The organism is Aminobacter sp. P9b (assembly GCF_045345995.1).
Classification (GTDB): domain Bacteria; phylum Pseudomonadota; class Alphaproteobacteria; order Rhizobiales; family Rhizobiaceae; genus Aminobacter; species Aminobacter niigataensis.
Genome location: NZ_CP150082.1, coordinates 1,632,590 through 1,646,354 on the forward strand (window position 1 = coordinate 1,632,590; position 13,765 = coordinate 1,646,354).

At 62.1% G+C, this 13,765-nt stretch carries 15 protein-coding genes; 8 read left to right on the forward strand and 7 right to left on the reverse strand.

The window, feature by feature from the left end; genetic code table 11:
• Positions 1 to 197: 197 nt before the first annotated feature.
• From rpsT to WHT83_RS08060, 7 genes are all read right to left on the reverse strand, one after another.
• The gene (rpsT, locus tag WHT83_RS08030; RefSeq protein ID WP_055980783.1) at positions 198 to 464 is read right to left on the reverse strand and encodes a 30S ribosomal protein S20; all 267 of its coding nucleotides are present in this window, start codon (positions 462 to 464) and stop codon (positions 198 to 200) included.
• Positions 465 to 597: 133 nt separating this feature from the next.
• Entirely contained in the window at positions 598 to 1,371 is a 774-nt protein-coding gene (locus WHT83_RS08035; RefSeq protein ID WP_108609537.1) for an enoyl-CoA hydratase, read from the reverse strand.
• A 48-nt stretch (positions 1,372 to 1,419) separates the two neighbouring features.
• Positions 1,420 to 2,310 (reverse strand): bifunctional DNA-formamidopyrimidine glycosylase/DNA-(apurinic or apyrimidinic site) lyase, encoded by an 891-nt coding sequence (gene mutM / locus WHT83_RS08040; RefSeq protein WP_406873491.1) that lies wholly within the window; start codon positions 2,308 to 2,310, stop codon positions 1,420 to 1,422.
• Positions 2,303 to 3,541 (reverse strand): phosphopentomutase, encoded by a 1,239-nt coding sequence (locus WHT83_RS08045; protein WP_406873492.1) that lies wholly within the window; start codon positions 3,539 to 3,541, stop codon positions 2,303 to 2,305. The genes mutM and WHT83_RS08045 overlap by 8 nt, the downstream gene beginning before the upstream one ends.
• A 108-nt stretch (positions 3,542 to 3,649) precedes the next feature.
• On the reverse strand, positions 3,650 to 4,252 hold the full coding sequence (locus WHT83_RS08050; protein WP_246389691.1) for a TadE/TadG family type IV pilus assembly protein: 603 nt from the start codon (positions 4,250 to 4,252) through the stop codon (positions 3,650 to 3,652).
• A 70-nt stretch (positions 4,253 to 4,322) separates the two neighbouring features.
• Positions 4,323 to 4,895, reverse strand: a complete 573-nt coding sequence (locus WHT83_RS08055; protein ID WP_108609533.1) for a TadE/TadG family type IV pilus assembly protein — start codon at positions 4,893 to 4,895, stop codon at positions 4,323 to 4,325.
• Positions 4,896 to 5,029: 134 nt separating this feature from the next.
• Positions 5,030 to 5,407 (reverse strand): pilus assembly protein N-terminal domain-containing protein, encoded by a 378-nt coding sequence (locus WHT83_RS08060; RefSeq protein WP_246389690.1) that lies wholly within the window; start codon positions 5,405 to 5,407, stop codon positions 5,030 to 5,032.
• 401 nt (positions 5,408 to 5,808) lie between these two features.
• Here WHT83_RS08060 and WHT83_RS08065 point away from each other — a divergent pair, with 401 nt between their 5' ends.
• The 8 genes from WHT83_RS08065 (at position 5,809) to WHT83_RS08100 (ending at position 13,764) form a co-directional block, all read left to right on the forward strand.
• Entirely contained in the window at positions 5,809 to 5,991 is a 183-nt protein-coding gene (locus tag WHT83_RS08065) for a Flp family type IVb pilin (protein ID WP_108609531.1), read from the forward strand.
• Positions 5,992 to 6,142: 151 nt separating this feature from the next.
• On the forward strand, positions 6,143 to 6,664 hold the full coding sequence (locus WHT83_RS08070; RefSeq protein WP_108610078.1) for a prepilin peptidase: 522 nt from the start codon (positions 6,143 to 6,145) through the stop codon (positions 6,662 to 6,664).
• 125 nt (positions 6,665 to 6,789) lie between these two features.
• Positions 6,790 to 7,605: a Flp pilus assembly protein CpaB gene (gene cpaB / locus WHT83_RS08075; protein WP_318762670.1), complete on the forward strand. Its 816-nt coding sequence runs from the start codon at positions 6,790 to 6,792 to the stop codon at positions 7,603 to 7,605.
• The gene (locus WHT83_RS08080; protein ID WP_108609529.1) at positions 7,602 to 9,119 is read left to right on the forward strand and encodes a type II and III secretion system protein family protein; all 1,518 of its coding nucleotides are present in this window, start codon (positions 7,602 to 7,604) and stop codon (positions 9,117 to 9,119) included. Before cpaB ends, WHT83_RS08080 begins: the two co-directional genes overlap by 4 nt.
• A 14-nt stretch (positions 9,120 to 9,133) precedes the next feature.
• A complete protein-coding gene (locus WHT83_RS08085; RefSeq protein WP_406873493.1) occupies positions 9,134 to 9,865 on the forward strand; it encodes a CpaD family pilus assembly protein in 732 nt (243 codons plus the stop codon).
• Positions 9,866 to 9,891: 26 nt separating this feature from the next.
• Entirely contained in the window at positions 9,892 to 11,175 is a 1,284-nt protein-coding gene (locus WHT83_RS08090; protein WP_406873494.1) for an AAA family ATPase, read from the forward strand.
• A gap of 29 nt (positions 11,176 to 11,204) precedes the next feature.
• A complete protein-coding gene (locus WHT83_RS08095) occupies positions 11,205 to 12,707 on the forward strand; it encodes an ATPase, T2SS/T4P/T4SS family (RefSeq protein ID WP_406873495.1) in 1,503 nt (500 codons plus the stop codon).
• Positions 12,708 to 12,750: 43 nt separating this feature from the next.
• Positions 12,751 to 13,764, forward strand: coding sequence for a type II secretion system F family protein (locus WHT83_RS08100; RefSeq protein ID WP_183264152.1), 1,014 nt, complete (start codon positions 12,751 to 12,753; stop codon positions 13,762 to 13,764).
• The last annotated feature ends 1 nt before the right edge of the window (position 13,765 follow it).

Sequence of the window (13,765 nt, forward strand, 5' to 3'; positions counted from 1 at the left end):
TGCCAGGGTGAGTCTGCGGGGGAGGCCGCTTGCTGCAGTTGTACTTATGAGAATAGCCGCATATGCCGGCAAAGAACTTGGTGCCCCAAGGGTATGCTCGCACGGCCATTGCGGACTGCTTTTCCGGCCGTTTTCGGACAAAAGAAAAACCCGGCTGGTGAGGCCGGGTTGATCAGAAATCCAATTGCTTGCAGGGCTTAGGCGGAAAGCGCCTTGAGCCGCTGAGCCAGACGCGAAACCTTGCGCGAGGCGGTGTTCTTGTGGACCACGCCCTTGCTGGCGGCGCGCATCAATTCCGGCTGAGCGGCGTTGAAGGCGGCTTCTGCCTTTGCCTTGTCGCCCGAGGCCAGTGCCTCTTCGACCTGGCGGATATAGGTCCGGACGCGCGAACGGCGGTTCTTGTTGACCGCGGTGCGGGCGGCAATCTTGCGGGTAGCCTTCTTGGCCGAGGAGGTATTGGCCATGGTGCCTCTCTTTGATCTATGGTGGGCGCGAGCAGCTTCCCGCAAAGCGCAGAAATCATTCGGGCGTCCCTAGGGGCGCCTCGGTTGGTGCGGCTTATAGTTCAGCTTACTCCCAACGTCAACGCGATTCCGGTCAGCGGTTGCGGAAATTCGCAGTCCTCTTCTCCGCAAAAGCCGCCATGCCTTCCTTCTGATCTTCGAGTGCGAACATCGAATGGAACAGGCGGCGCTCGAAGCGCAGCCCTTCCGAAAGCGTCACTTCATAGGAGCGATTGACGGCCTCCTTGCACATCATGACCGCCGGCAACGAGAAATCGGCGATCTTGGCCGCCGCCTTCATTGCCTCTTCCATGAGGTCTGCCGCCGGCACGACGCGCGATACCAGACCCGAGCGCTCGGCTTCGGCCGCATCCATCATCCGGCCGGTCAGGCACATGTCCATTGCCTTGGACTTGCCGACGAAGCGGGTGAGTCGCTGCGAGCCGCCCATGCCCGGCATGACGCCGAGGGTGATCTCGGGCTGGCCGAACTTGGCCGAGTCGGCGGCGATGATGAAGTCGCACATCATGGCGAGCTCGCAGCCGCCGCCCAGCGCATAGCCCGCGACAGCCGCGATCATCGGCTTGCGGTTGCGGGTGAAGGCTTCCCAGCCGGAGAAGAAATCCTCGAGATAGGCCTCGACATAGGTCTTGGCCTGCATCTCCTTGATGTCGGCACCGGCGGCGAATGCCTTTTCCGAGCCGGTGATGATTATGGCGCCGATGCCGTGGTCGGCCTCGAAGGCTGCGGTGGCGGCCAGCAGTTCGCCGAGCACCTGCGAATTCAGCGCATTGAGCGCCTTCGGTCGATTGAGCGTGATCAGCCCGACCTTGCCGCGTGTTTCCACGATGATCGTTTCATAGGCCATCTCAGGCTCTCCCTGTCTCGCAGCACCACCAATGAGACTTGATCTAGCTTAGCGCTGGCACTGGCGGCAATAGAAGGTTGACCGCCCACTCTGCACTATGCGCTCGACATGGCCGGCACAGCCGGTGTGCGGGCACGGTTCGCCCTCGCGGTCATAGACGGAGAACGAGTGCTGGAAGTACCCCAGCGAGCCGTCGGTGTGGACATAGTCGCGCAACGAGGAGCCGCCCGCCGCGATCGCATCGGCAATCACCTCGCGCACGCTGGCGGCGAGCAGCGCAGCACGTTCGCGTGCCACCTTGCCCTTGCCGGCGAGCGTGCCGGCAGCGCGCAGTGGCGACAGGCCGGCGCGCCAGAGAGCTTCGGAGACATAGATATTGCCGAGCCCGGCGATCAGGCGCTGATCGAGCAGCGCCGCCTTGAGCGGCGTCTTTTTGCCTTCGAACAAGCCGCCCAGCAATTCGCCGTCGAGCGTGTTGCCGGTCGGCTCGACCCCGAGGCCGGACAGCATCGGATGCTCGGCGCCGTTGCGCTCGGCAAACAGCATGAAGCCGAAACGCCGGGGATCGTTGAAGACGACGCGCGCCGGGGCGCCTCTTTGATCTGCGACGTGGAAGACGACGTGATCGTGCGCTTCCGACTTCGATCGTTCGTGGTGGAACTGGCCCGGCGTCGTTCCATCCTCGTCGGTTTCGACGCGGAACGAGCCGGACATGCCGAGATGGCAGATCAGCAGCGGGGCATCCTCGACATCGGCGAGCAGATATTTGGCGCGGCGGCCGAGCGAGGTGATCTTCTTGCCCGCAAGGCGTTCGCCGAAATGTTCGGGGAAGGGGTAGCGCAGATTCGGCCGGCGCGTTTCGACCCGTTCGATGCGCGCGCCTTCGAGCACCGGCTGCAGTCCGCGCCGGACGGTTTCGACTTCGGGCAATTCAGGCATGGGTGGCGATCGTTTCGAGGAAGGAGGTGCCGTGGCGCCCACGTGGCAGGCCGAGATGCTCGGCCACCGTCTCGCCGATGTCGGCGAATGTCGGCCTGAGGCCGATATCGCCGCCGCGAAGGCCCTGCACAACACCGATCACCGGGATGCGTTCGCGGGTGTGGTCGGTGCCGCGCCAGCTTGGGTCGTTGCCGTGGTCGGCGGTCAGGATCAGCAGGTCGCCCGGTTTCAGCCGTGCGAACGCTTCCGGCAGGCGCCCGTCGAAGGCTTCCAGGGCAGCCGCATAACCCGGCACGTCGCGGCGATGACCGAATTCGGTGTCGAAATCGACGAAGTTGGCGAAGACGAGATCGCCGTCGCCGGTATCGTCCATGGCGCCGAGTGCTGCGTCGAACATCGCCATGTTGCCGACGCCCTTGCGGATTTCGCTGATGCCGCGATGGGCGAAGATGTCGCCGATCTTGCCGACGGCGATGACCTTGCTGCCACGCCCGGTGAGCCTGTCGAGCAGCGTCGCCTCCGGCGGTGGCGTGGCATAGTCCTTGCGGTTCGGCGTACGCTCGAACGTCTCCCTGCTTTCGCCGACGAAGGGGCGGGCGATGACGCGGCCGATGTTCAGCGGGTCGACGAGCCGGCGGACGGTCTTGCAGAGCGCATAGAGCCGCTCGAGCCCGAAGTGCTCTTCGTGCGCGGCGATCTGCAGCACGGAATCCACCGATGTGTAGCAGATAGGCTTGCCGGTGCGGACGTGTTCCTCGCCGAAGCGCTCGATGATCTCGATGCCCGAGGCGTGGCAATCGCCAAGGATGCCCGGCACGTTGCCTTCGCGGGTGATGGCTTCGGTCAGCGATGCCGGGAAGGCCGGCACGGTCAGTGGAAAATAGCCCCAGGCGAAGGTGACCGGCACCGCGGCGATCTCCCAATGGCCCGACGGCGTGTCCTTGCCGCTCGAAATCTCCTGGGCGGCGCCATGGAAGGCGCCGGCGCGCAGCTTGGCGTTCGCTTCGAATTCAAAGCCGGTTGCCAGCCTTGCCGCGCGGCCGAGCCCGAGTGCCGTCATGTTCGGAAGGTCGAGCGGACCTGAGCGCAGACCTTCGCGATTGCCGCGGCCCTCGGCGCAGGCGGCTGCTATGTGGCCGAAGGTATCGGACCCGACATCGCCGAAACGTTCGGCGTCGGCCGCGCCGCCAATGCCGAAGGAATCCAGGACGAACAGGAATGCACGCGCCATCTATGAAGGGCTCTCGGTTGCCAGCTTGCCGCACAGACATAGGATCAGTCGCGGTCGTTGGCAATTATCCGGCAAATGGCAACTGACGAGAGCAGATGGACCGGCTACCTAGATTTCGCAACCTGTGCAGGGGATCGTCTGGCTCATGCGCGGCCGCAGATAATAGGTCTCGTCCATCGTGATCGGATCGATTGCGGCAGCGAGGCCAAGCACGGGCTTGCTTTCGGCGGCCCAGGTGATCATCGGCTTGTAGTCGAGTTCGCTGACGACCCGGATCAGGAAAGCGCCCTTGGTCTTGAGGGCGTCGGGCACGGTCGTCACCGTGTCCTTGACGACGTCCGGCTTGCCGACGCCGTCGACGTATTTGCGCGACCAGACCACCAGCACTTGGGGCGACGCTTCGTCGGTGACCTGGATTGCCGTGATGAAGATCTTGCCGGTGCTGCGGTTGTAGGGCTGCAGGATCGACTCGGCAATCTTCATCACCGCGTCCACTTCGGTTGCCTTGATCGTCTGCTGTTGCGTGATGAGATCGGCGACCATCGAGCCGGCCCGGCTGACTTTCTTGTTCGTCTCGATCGCCTGGGAGACCTCCATGGTCACGAAATACAGCGACAACAGGAGAGGGACGACGAAGGCGAATTCGACCGCGGCGATACCGCGCCGGTCGCAAATCAGGGCATATGCGTATGATCGCAATTGCTTCAGCATCGATTGTGCCCCCCGCCACGCCGACATCCCAAGACTTTCCGCTAGCTGCGGCCGTAACTGGCCGTTTCGATCAATCATTGAACGGTTCGTTCTGCCAGATGGCAGACGCAAACTGCAGCGTATAGCCACCGTTCAGGTTCGACATGGACGCCCGCATGAAGTCGGTGATGACTGGCCATTTGTAAAAAACGCGCAGCATGTTCTTGGTGCCGGCTGGTCCAGGCGTGACACTAATGCCGGTCGTGTCGATCTCCCGGCCAGTCAGCCTGAGCTTCACGTCGGCCGCAGCAGCAAAAGTTGGATAGCTGCGCAGGTCAACGATCAGATTGGGGCACCCGTCGGCGACGATGACCTCAAGACGCTCACAGATCTTGCCTTCCAGCCAATCTTTGGTGACGTCCTTGCTCTTGACCTGTCCAGTGCGCAACTGGCGGGCGACATCGTCGACTGCGTTAGAAAGTACCTGCTGGCCGGCGAATGAAATGCAACTCTCGAGGATCGCAAAGACCAGCAGCGAGAAAGGTATCACCAGCATGACGAACTCGATCGCCGTGCTGCCGCTGCGGTCGCGCGCAAAACCTGCGAACAATCCTCGCCGGCGCGCCTTCGTCTTGTCATGCACTGCAGACGCTGTGTCGCTCATGTCCCGACCGCCTTCTCATTCCGGGCGGACAATAGTGCAAAGCCGTTGAGGTCCCGTTTTGATGTTCGGGAAAATAGCAGGCAAAATCTTTACCCAAGGCTAACCTTGTCCGGTACGTCCTGCGGGTCCCACGCTTACTGGGAAGCGTTCATCTCGCTTTCGGACATCCGCTCGGCGTCGCTCTTGTAGGAGCTCTCGCAATAGGGCGTGCAAGAGAGCGTCTGTATCTCGGAGCGGCGGTAGATCCGTACGGAAGAGGCGTCGTGACGTATGACGGTCACCTGTTCGTCGACGATGGGCGTGCCGTCCGCATCGAGCACCACGAGGTTGGTGACGCCAAAACCCTTGCCGGTCAACACTAGGGTCGAAGCGTCTTGGACCGAGGCGTCGGCGATGGACGAGTTGCCGACCACGATGGTGTCGGCAGGGCGGGCGAGTCGCACGATCTTGGCCTGGTTCATCGTCACTTCGATGCCGCCACCCGCATGGGCCGGCACAGCGGCGGCGGCCATCGCTATCGCAACTGCGCACGCTCCCGGAAAGAAAGCTTTCGGCCTTGTCATCGCTGCCCCTCGATCACTGTCAGTATCGACTGATCAACGGAAGATGAACGCTTTTGGTGAACCAACAGTTAAGCCGTCTGACTGGTGGCAACCGGTGCGCGAGCAGCGCCGCTAAGGAAGTGCCATGCAGCCCCCCAAACGCCTCGCGGGCAGCGGTTCCCAGCTGAAGACAAAAGGCCAGCCCAGCTTAGCCTGTAGTTAACCACACGATGGCAATGGCCGGCTAAAGGTTTCGGTAAGGCTGTTTCTTAAGCCGTTTGAAAGAGCTCCCCGCTAGGTTGCACTCATCCGATCGACGACAAAGAAATGTTGACGGAAGTGCTGTAACAAACGGAGTAAGGAGCTCTCCAATGTCCAATCTCATCGCACGCTTTGTGAAGGACGAATCCGGCGCGACCGCCATCGAATACGGTCTGATCGCCGCCCTTATCGCAGTTGCCATCATTGCCGGCGCCGGCTTGGTTGGCAGCGCGCTCGACACCAAGTTCAGGGGTGTCGCGACGGCAATCGAAAACGCCCCTGTGGCTCCGTGATAGGCGGCTCTACGCCAAAAATCACGTAGACAAAAAGCGAAAGGCTGCTCAAGGGCGGCCTTTTTCTTTTTGAGAATAGGCCCAGCCTTCACCCAAGATTAATGTCAATTCTCTAAGTTAGATCTTGGTTCAACCTATCAGGTATGTGGCGATGCTTGAAGCACTGATCTTTGTCGTGTTCCCGTTCTGCATGGTCTACTCGGCCGTATCCGACACCATGTCGATGACCATCGCCAACCGTGTGCCGCTACTCCTACTTGGCGTCTTCCTTGTCGTCGCGCCGCTGACCGGCATGGCCTGGGCCGACATCGGCATGCATCTTGCTGCAGGCGCCTTGCTTCTTACCGTCACCTTCGCGCTGTTCGCACTCGGCGGCATGGGCGGCGGTGACGCCAAGCTCATCGCCGCGTCCGCCGTTTGGATGGGGTTCGGCATGCCGTTGATGCAGTACCTGCTTACCTCCGCTGTATTTGGCGGGATGCTGACGCTCGCGATCCTGACCTTCCGCAGTTCCGCTCTTTCCCACATCACCAGCCAGAACATGTTCCTCAGGAATTTCTCCAAAGATGCCGGCGGCGTGCCCTACGGCATTGCGCTCGGCATAGGTGGCCTGATCACCTATCCGAGTTCACCCCTGATGGTCTGGGCGCTGGAGCGGCTGACTGCCCAATGATCTCCACGCCTGCAGGCGTAAGGTATCGTTAATCATATATATAAGCATCGCGTTAACCATAATTTGACGATTGGCTATGCAAAGTCCGACTTGGCTTGATGGGTTGCCGGGGCGAGGTTCGGACAATGGCTGCATCGCGACTAATGATACTTGGCGTAGCGGTCGCCGCCGCGGGTGGCGCTGGTTTCGTCGCCAAGAATATGTCTGCTCCACCTCCTCAGGAGGTCATCGTCGAATCCGGGCCGCAACAGCCGCAACTCGCGCTCACCGACGTGCTGGTGCTCACCGGCGACGTGCCGATGGGCGGTGTTGTGGAGGGCAACATCGGCTGGCAGCCTTGGCCGAGCGACGCGATAAATCCCAATTTCATCACGCGCAGCGCCGAGCCTGAAGCGCTGGAAAAATTCAAGAATTCGGTCGCGCGCCTTGCCATGTACGGCGGCGAGCCGCTGCGCAAGTCGAAGCTGATCGGCGAAGGCCAGAGCTTCATGTCGGCGGTCCTGCCGGCAGGCAGTCGCGCAGTCGCCACTGCGATTTCCGCCGACACCTCCGCTGGCGGCTTCATTCTGCCGAACGACTATGTCGACGTGATCATGACCCGCCGCAGCGATGCCGCGAAATCGGGAAGCGGCTTCACCACCGAGACCATCCTCAAGAACATCCGCGTGCTGGCCATCGACCAGACCATCCAGGAGGATGAGGAGGGCAAGAAGGTCAAGGTCGGCGAAACCGCGACGCTGGAACTCACCGCCCAGCAGGCCGAGATCATCACCGTGGCCCAGCAGATGGCGGACCGCCTCACCCTTGCCCTGCGCTCGGTTGCCGACGCCCAGGAAAAGAACCTCGCCGAGGCCGACTATCTGGTCTCGGGCAGTGGCAAGCGCGGCACGGTGCGGCTGATCAAGTCAGGTGAGATTTCCGAATCGGGAGCAAGGAAATGAGGTCCACCGCCAGACTTCTTGTGACTGCTGCGACGTTGGCCATAGGCTCCGTTGGGGTCTGGCAGTCGCCGGTACTTGCTGCAAAGGCGAGGGTCGGCGCGGAAAATTCCAGCCAGCGCGTCAAGCTCGGGCTCAACAAGTCGGTGGTCATCGACCTGCCGTCCGACGCCTACGATATCCTTGTCGCCAATCCGGCTGTTGCCGATGCAGTGACGCGCACGGCGCGCCGCATCTACCTGTTCGGCAAGTCGGTCGGCCAAACCAACATCTTCGTCTTCGGCCCCAATGGCGAGCAGATCGCCAGCCTCGATCTCGCTATCGAACGCGACGTTGCCGGGCTTGAGGACTACATCAAGCGTTTCATCCCGAATTCGCAGATCAAGGTTGAATTGATCAACGACAACGTCGTGCTGACCGGCATGGTCGATACGCCGCTCGATGCCAAGCGCGCTGTCGATCTGGCGACCATCTTCGTCACCGGCGGTGAGGCGACGACCGGGCAATATTCGCAGACCGCCAGCGGCGGCTCCGAAAATGGCGGCGTCGACATCGACAATCCCGACTCGACGCGCCAGAAGAGCAAGATCGTCAACCTGCTCCAGATCGTCGGCGACGACCAGGTGATGCTCAAGGTCACCGTCGCCGAGGTCAGCCGCACGGTGATGAAGCAGCTCGGCGTCAACATGATCGGCTCGGGCGATGCCAACGGCATCAGCTGGGGCGCCATCAGCGACAGCATCCCGGGTCTAGGCAAGCCGCTTGGCGCCTCGCAGGTCTCGATCGGGACCTCGCTTCTCGACGCGTATGTCAATGCCATGGAACAGGCTGGCGTGATGAAGACGCTGGCCGAGCCGACACTCACCGCAGTTTCGGGCGAAAAGGCGACCTTCAAGGTCGGCGGCGAGTTCAACCTGGTGACCAACCAGGAAGGCGGCGGCTCAAGCGGCGGCCGGACCTACGAAATCGAGAAGATCGAATACGGCATCGGTCTCGAATTTCAGCCGGTGGTGCTGTCGCCAGGGCGTATTAGTCTCAAGATCAGAACCCAGGTCTCCGAGCCGACCACTGAAGCGTCGGTCTCGCTGTCGGGAGGCGGATCCCGCGGAGCGAGGTTCAATGCTCCTGGCATGACGGCCCTGTCGATCCGTAAGCGCCTGGCCGACACGACGGTGGAGCTGCCCTCCGGCGGGTCGATGATGATTGCCGGCCTCGTCCGCGACGACGTGCGTCAGGCGGTCAACGGATTGCCCGGACTGTCCAAGATTCCCGTTCTTGGCACCCTGTTCCGCAGCCGCGATTTTGTCCGCAACGAGTCCGAACTCGTCATCATCGTCACGCCGTATCTGGCCCGTCCGGTGGCGCGCAACGAGCTCGCCAGGCCCGACGACAATTTCAACGCCGCCAGCGACGGCGCCGGCATGTTCCTCGGCCGCGTCAATCGCGTCTACGGCACCATGAAAACCGACAAGCCCATGGGCCGTTATCACGGCGTCGTCGGCTTCATCTACAAATGAGCGGGGATAGGGGCATGTCTCAGGCAATACACCACGCCACGCGCGCCACCGGCCGGACCCGGCAGGAAATGTCGCGCCTCTTCCGTCCGCTTCTGGCGGCGGCCGCGGTTGCCCTTGTCGCCGGATGCGCGACCAACCGCGACAGCGTCACTGTCGGCTCGATCCCGGATGACTACCGAACCAATCACCCAATCGTCATTGCCGAGAAGAACCAGACCCTCGACATCGCGGTCGGCACCAGCGATCGCGGCATCTCCAAGGGCCAGGAAGCGACATTCGCCGGCTTCCTCAGCGACTATGACCGCCGCTCGAAGCCGGCGCTGACGATCATGGTGCCCGCGGGGGCCTCGAACGATGTGGCGGCGAACGAGGCCGCGCGGGCGCTGGCGCGCGTCGCGACGAGGAATGGCGTGCCGTCGAACCGTATCGACATCGCCCGCTACCAGGCGGCCTATGCCGATGCCGCGTCGCCGGTACGTGTGACCTACACCGCCATGCGCGCGCAGACCGACCGGTGCGGCAGCTGGCCGGAGGACGTGCTCAACACGACCGAGAACAAGCACTACGCAAATTTCGGCTGTTCCTATCAGAACAATCTCGCCGCACAGGTTGCCAATCCTGCCGACTTGCTTGGACCGCGCAAGCAGACGGAGATCGACGCTGAAAATCGCGGCGAAGTAATCGATCTCTACCGCAAACGCGGGATCACCACCGAGTTCAACAAGAACTCCGAAGTGAGCTTTTGATCGCGAGCTATGGGAAGAACGAGACAATGAGCAATCTCGCCTACGATTCCCAGCCTGAGAGCGCTGAACCTGCGCATCAGGATATGGCACTGATGCAGGCGCTGCGGCCCGTGCCGCGCATCTCCATCCAGGCCTTCTGCGAGACCGACAGCGTCGCGGGCCCGATCGAACGCGCCGGCGCCGACCGACGCATGGCCAAGGCCCACCTCCAGGTTCATATGGGCGGCGTCGAGACTGCGGTCGAAGTCTATCGCGGCTCGCCGACGCCCAACCTGATCATTCTCGAATCGCGCCGCGAGCCGAAGAACCTTCTCGAAGCCCTGCACGCGCTGTCGGAATATTGCGACCCGAGTTCCAAGGTCGTGGTCATCGGGCACTACAATGACATTGCGCTCTATCGCGAGTTGATCCGCTCGGGCATTTCCGAATATGTCGTGGCGCCGGTATCGACCGCCGACATCGTCAGCGTGATCTCCTCGATCTTTATCGATCCCGAAGCGGAGCCGATGGGCCGCTCGATCGCGTTCGTCGGCGCCAAGGGTGGCGTCGGCTCCTCGACCATCGCCCACAACGTTGCGTGGAGCATGTCCAACCTGTTCAAGTCGGAAGTGGTCGTTGCCGACCTCGACCTGGCTTTCGGTACCGCAAACATCAACTTCGATCAGGACCCCGCCCAAGGCATTGCCGAGGCGGTGTTTGCGCCCGAGCGCGTCGACGAGGTCTACCTGGACCGCCTTTTGGCCCAATGTGCCGAACACCTGTCCCTGCTTGCCGCGCCCTCGACGCTCGAGCGCGTCTACGATTTCGATCCAGAGGCGTTCGCCCAGATCATCGACACCGCTCAGCGCAGCACCCCGCTGCTGGTGCTCGATGTCCCCCACATCTGGAGTGGTTGGAGCAAGAACACCCTGGCCCGTGCCGACGAAGTGGTTATCACCGCCACGCCGGAACTCGCCAATCTGCGCAATACCAAGAACCTGGTCGATATGCTCAAGCGGCTGCGGCCCAACGATCCGCCGCCGAGGCTGATCCTCAATCAGGCAGGTCTGCCCAAGCGTCCGGAAATTGCGGCAAGCGATTTCGCCGAACCGCTGGGCATCACCCCGATGTCCGTCATCCCCTTCGACGCGCTGCTGTTTGGCAATGCCGCAAACAATGGCCGCATGCTGGGCGAGATGGATGCGAAGAACCCGACGGTCCATATGATCAACGAGATTGCGCATGTGCTGACTGGGAGGTCGGAAGCCAAGGTCAAGAAACAGTCAGGGCTTGGCGGAATTCTGGCCCGGCTCAAGGCTCGCAAGAAGTGATGCCGGCGCGGCGGAGGCGATAGTCGACCATGTTTGGCAGAAGAGGCAGCGACGACGGCAACCGCTCAACGCCGGGGTTCCGCCCGAACGCACCCATACAGGCGCCGGTCGCGAGCACCAGCGACACACTGGTCGCGCCGCGTCCATCCATCCCGGCGCCACCCGCAGAATCGGTCGCGACGCAGAAGCGGACGGTCCAGCCGACGCCGCCATTCGCCGCGGAGCCGCGCAAGGCGCAGCGCGAACGCAGCGAAAGCTATTACGACACGAAAAGCCAGGTCTTTTCGGCGCTGATCGATACCATCGACCTGTCGCAGCTGGCCAAGCTCGATCCCGACAGCGCGCGTGAGGAAATCCGCGATATCGTCAACGATATCATCGCGATCAAGAACTTCGCAATGTCGATCGCCGAGCAGGAAGAGCTGCTCGAGGATATCTGCAACGACGTTCTCGGCTATGGTCCGCTGGAGCCTTTGCTCGCCCGCGACGACATCGCCGACATCATGGTGAATGGCGCCAGGAACGTCTATATCGAAGTCAACGGCAAGGTCGAGCAGACGGGCATCCGCTTCCGCGATAACCAGCAACTGCTCAACATCTGCCAGCGCATCGTCAGCCAGGTCGGCCGCCGCGTCGATGAATCCTCGCCGATCTGCGATGCGCGCTTGCCAGACGGGTCCCGCGTCAACGTCATCGCGCCGCCACTGTCGATCGACGGCACCGCGCTCACCATTCGAAAATTCAAGAAGGACAAGCTGACGCTCGACCAGCTCGTCAAGTTCGGCGCGATTTCCCAGCATGGCGCCGACGTGCTGAAGATCATAGGCCGGGTCCGTTGCAACATCGTCATTTCAGGCGGTACCGGTTCGGGCAAGACGACGCTGCTCAACTGCCTGACCAACTATATCGACCGCGACGAGCGCATCATCACCTGCGAAGACTCGGCGGAGCTGCAGCTGCAGCAGCCGCATGTGGTCCGTCTCGAAACCCGTCCCGCCAACCTGGAAGGCGAGGGCGAGGTGACCATGCGCGACCTGGTCAAGAACTGCCTGCGCATGCGTCCGGAGCGGATCATCGTCGGCGAAGTGCGCGGACCGGAAGTGTTCGACCTGTTGCAGGCGATGAACACCGGCCACGACGGATCGATGGGCACCATCCACTCCAACAGCCCGCGCGAGTGCCTCAATCGTATCGAGTCCATGATCGCCATGGGCGGCTATTCGCTGCCACAGAAGACGGTTCGCGAGATCATCGTCGGTTCCGTCGACGTCATCATCCAGGCCGCCCGCCTGCGCGATGGCTCGCGCCGCATCACCCACATCACCGAGGTGATCGGCATGGAAGGCGACGTCATCATCACCCAGGACCTGGTGCTCTACAACATCAAGGGCGAGGACCAGAACGGCAGGCTTCTCGGCCAGCACGTTTCCACGGGGATCGGCCGGCCGCATTTCTGGGACCGGGCACGTTACTTCGGCGAGGATTCCCGGTTGGCCAATGCTCTCGAGAGCATGGAAAAGAGCGCTGACTGAGATGGCACTAACAACGATGCGAGCAGGGAGGATTTAGCGCGCCATGTTCGGGCTTGATGCTTCAATGCTGGTATTTGTCGCGCTTGCCGGTCTTAGCGCCGGCCTGGTGGCTTACGCTTTCCTGTTCAAGCGCATGGAAACCGAGAGCAACACCGAGCGCCGCCTTTCGACTGTAAGGCAGACCGAAACGGATCGCTCGCTGGTCAAGGCTTCGCGCGATCGGACTGCCGAAGTCGCCAAGCGCAGGAAGTCGGTTCAGGACACGCTCAAGGAACTGGACGACAAGCAGAGGGCCAAGGACCGCAACATCAAGAAGCCGCCGCTGAAGGTCCAGATCCGGCAGGCCGGCATGCAGGTGACGATCGAGCGCTTCTATGTCTATTCGGTGGTTTGCGGCATCGTTGCGACCCTTTTCGTCTACATCGCCGGTGCCCCGCTGATCCTGCTGCCCGGTGCGCTGCTTGCAGGCACGATCGGCCTGCCGCGCTGGTTTGTCGCCTTCCGGCGCAACCGTCGCGTCAAGCAATTCCTGGAAGAGTTTCCCAATGCGCTCGACATCATCGTGCGTGCGGTGAAGTCGGGTCTGCCGCTCAACGATGGCATTCGCCTCATCGCGTCGGAATCGCCGGAGCCGGTACGCGGCGAGTTCCGCCGCATAGTCGAGTCTCAGCAGGTCGGCATCGCCATCCCCGATGCGGCCTTGCGCATGACCGAGACCATGCCGTGCCCCGAGGCCGGCTTCTTTGGTATCGTCATCCAGATTCAGAGCCAAGCGGGCGGCAACCTCTCGGAAGCATTGGGCAACCTGTCGCGCGTGCTGCGTGACCGCAAGAAGATGAAAGCCAAGGTTCAGGCGCTGTCGATGGAAGCAAAGGCCTCGGCCGTAATCATCGGCGCCCTGCCGATCATCGTCGCCACCCTCGTCTACCTATCGAGCCCGAACTACATCATGCCGCTTTTCACCACGAATACCGGCAACCTGATCCTGGGCATCTCGGGCATCTGGATGTCGATCGGCATCTTCGTGATGCGCAAGATGATGAATTTCGAGGTCTAGT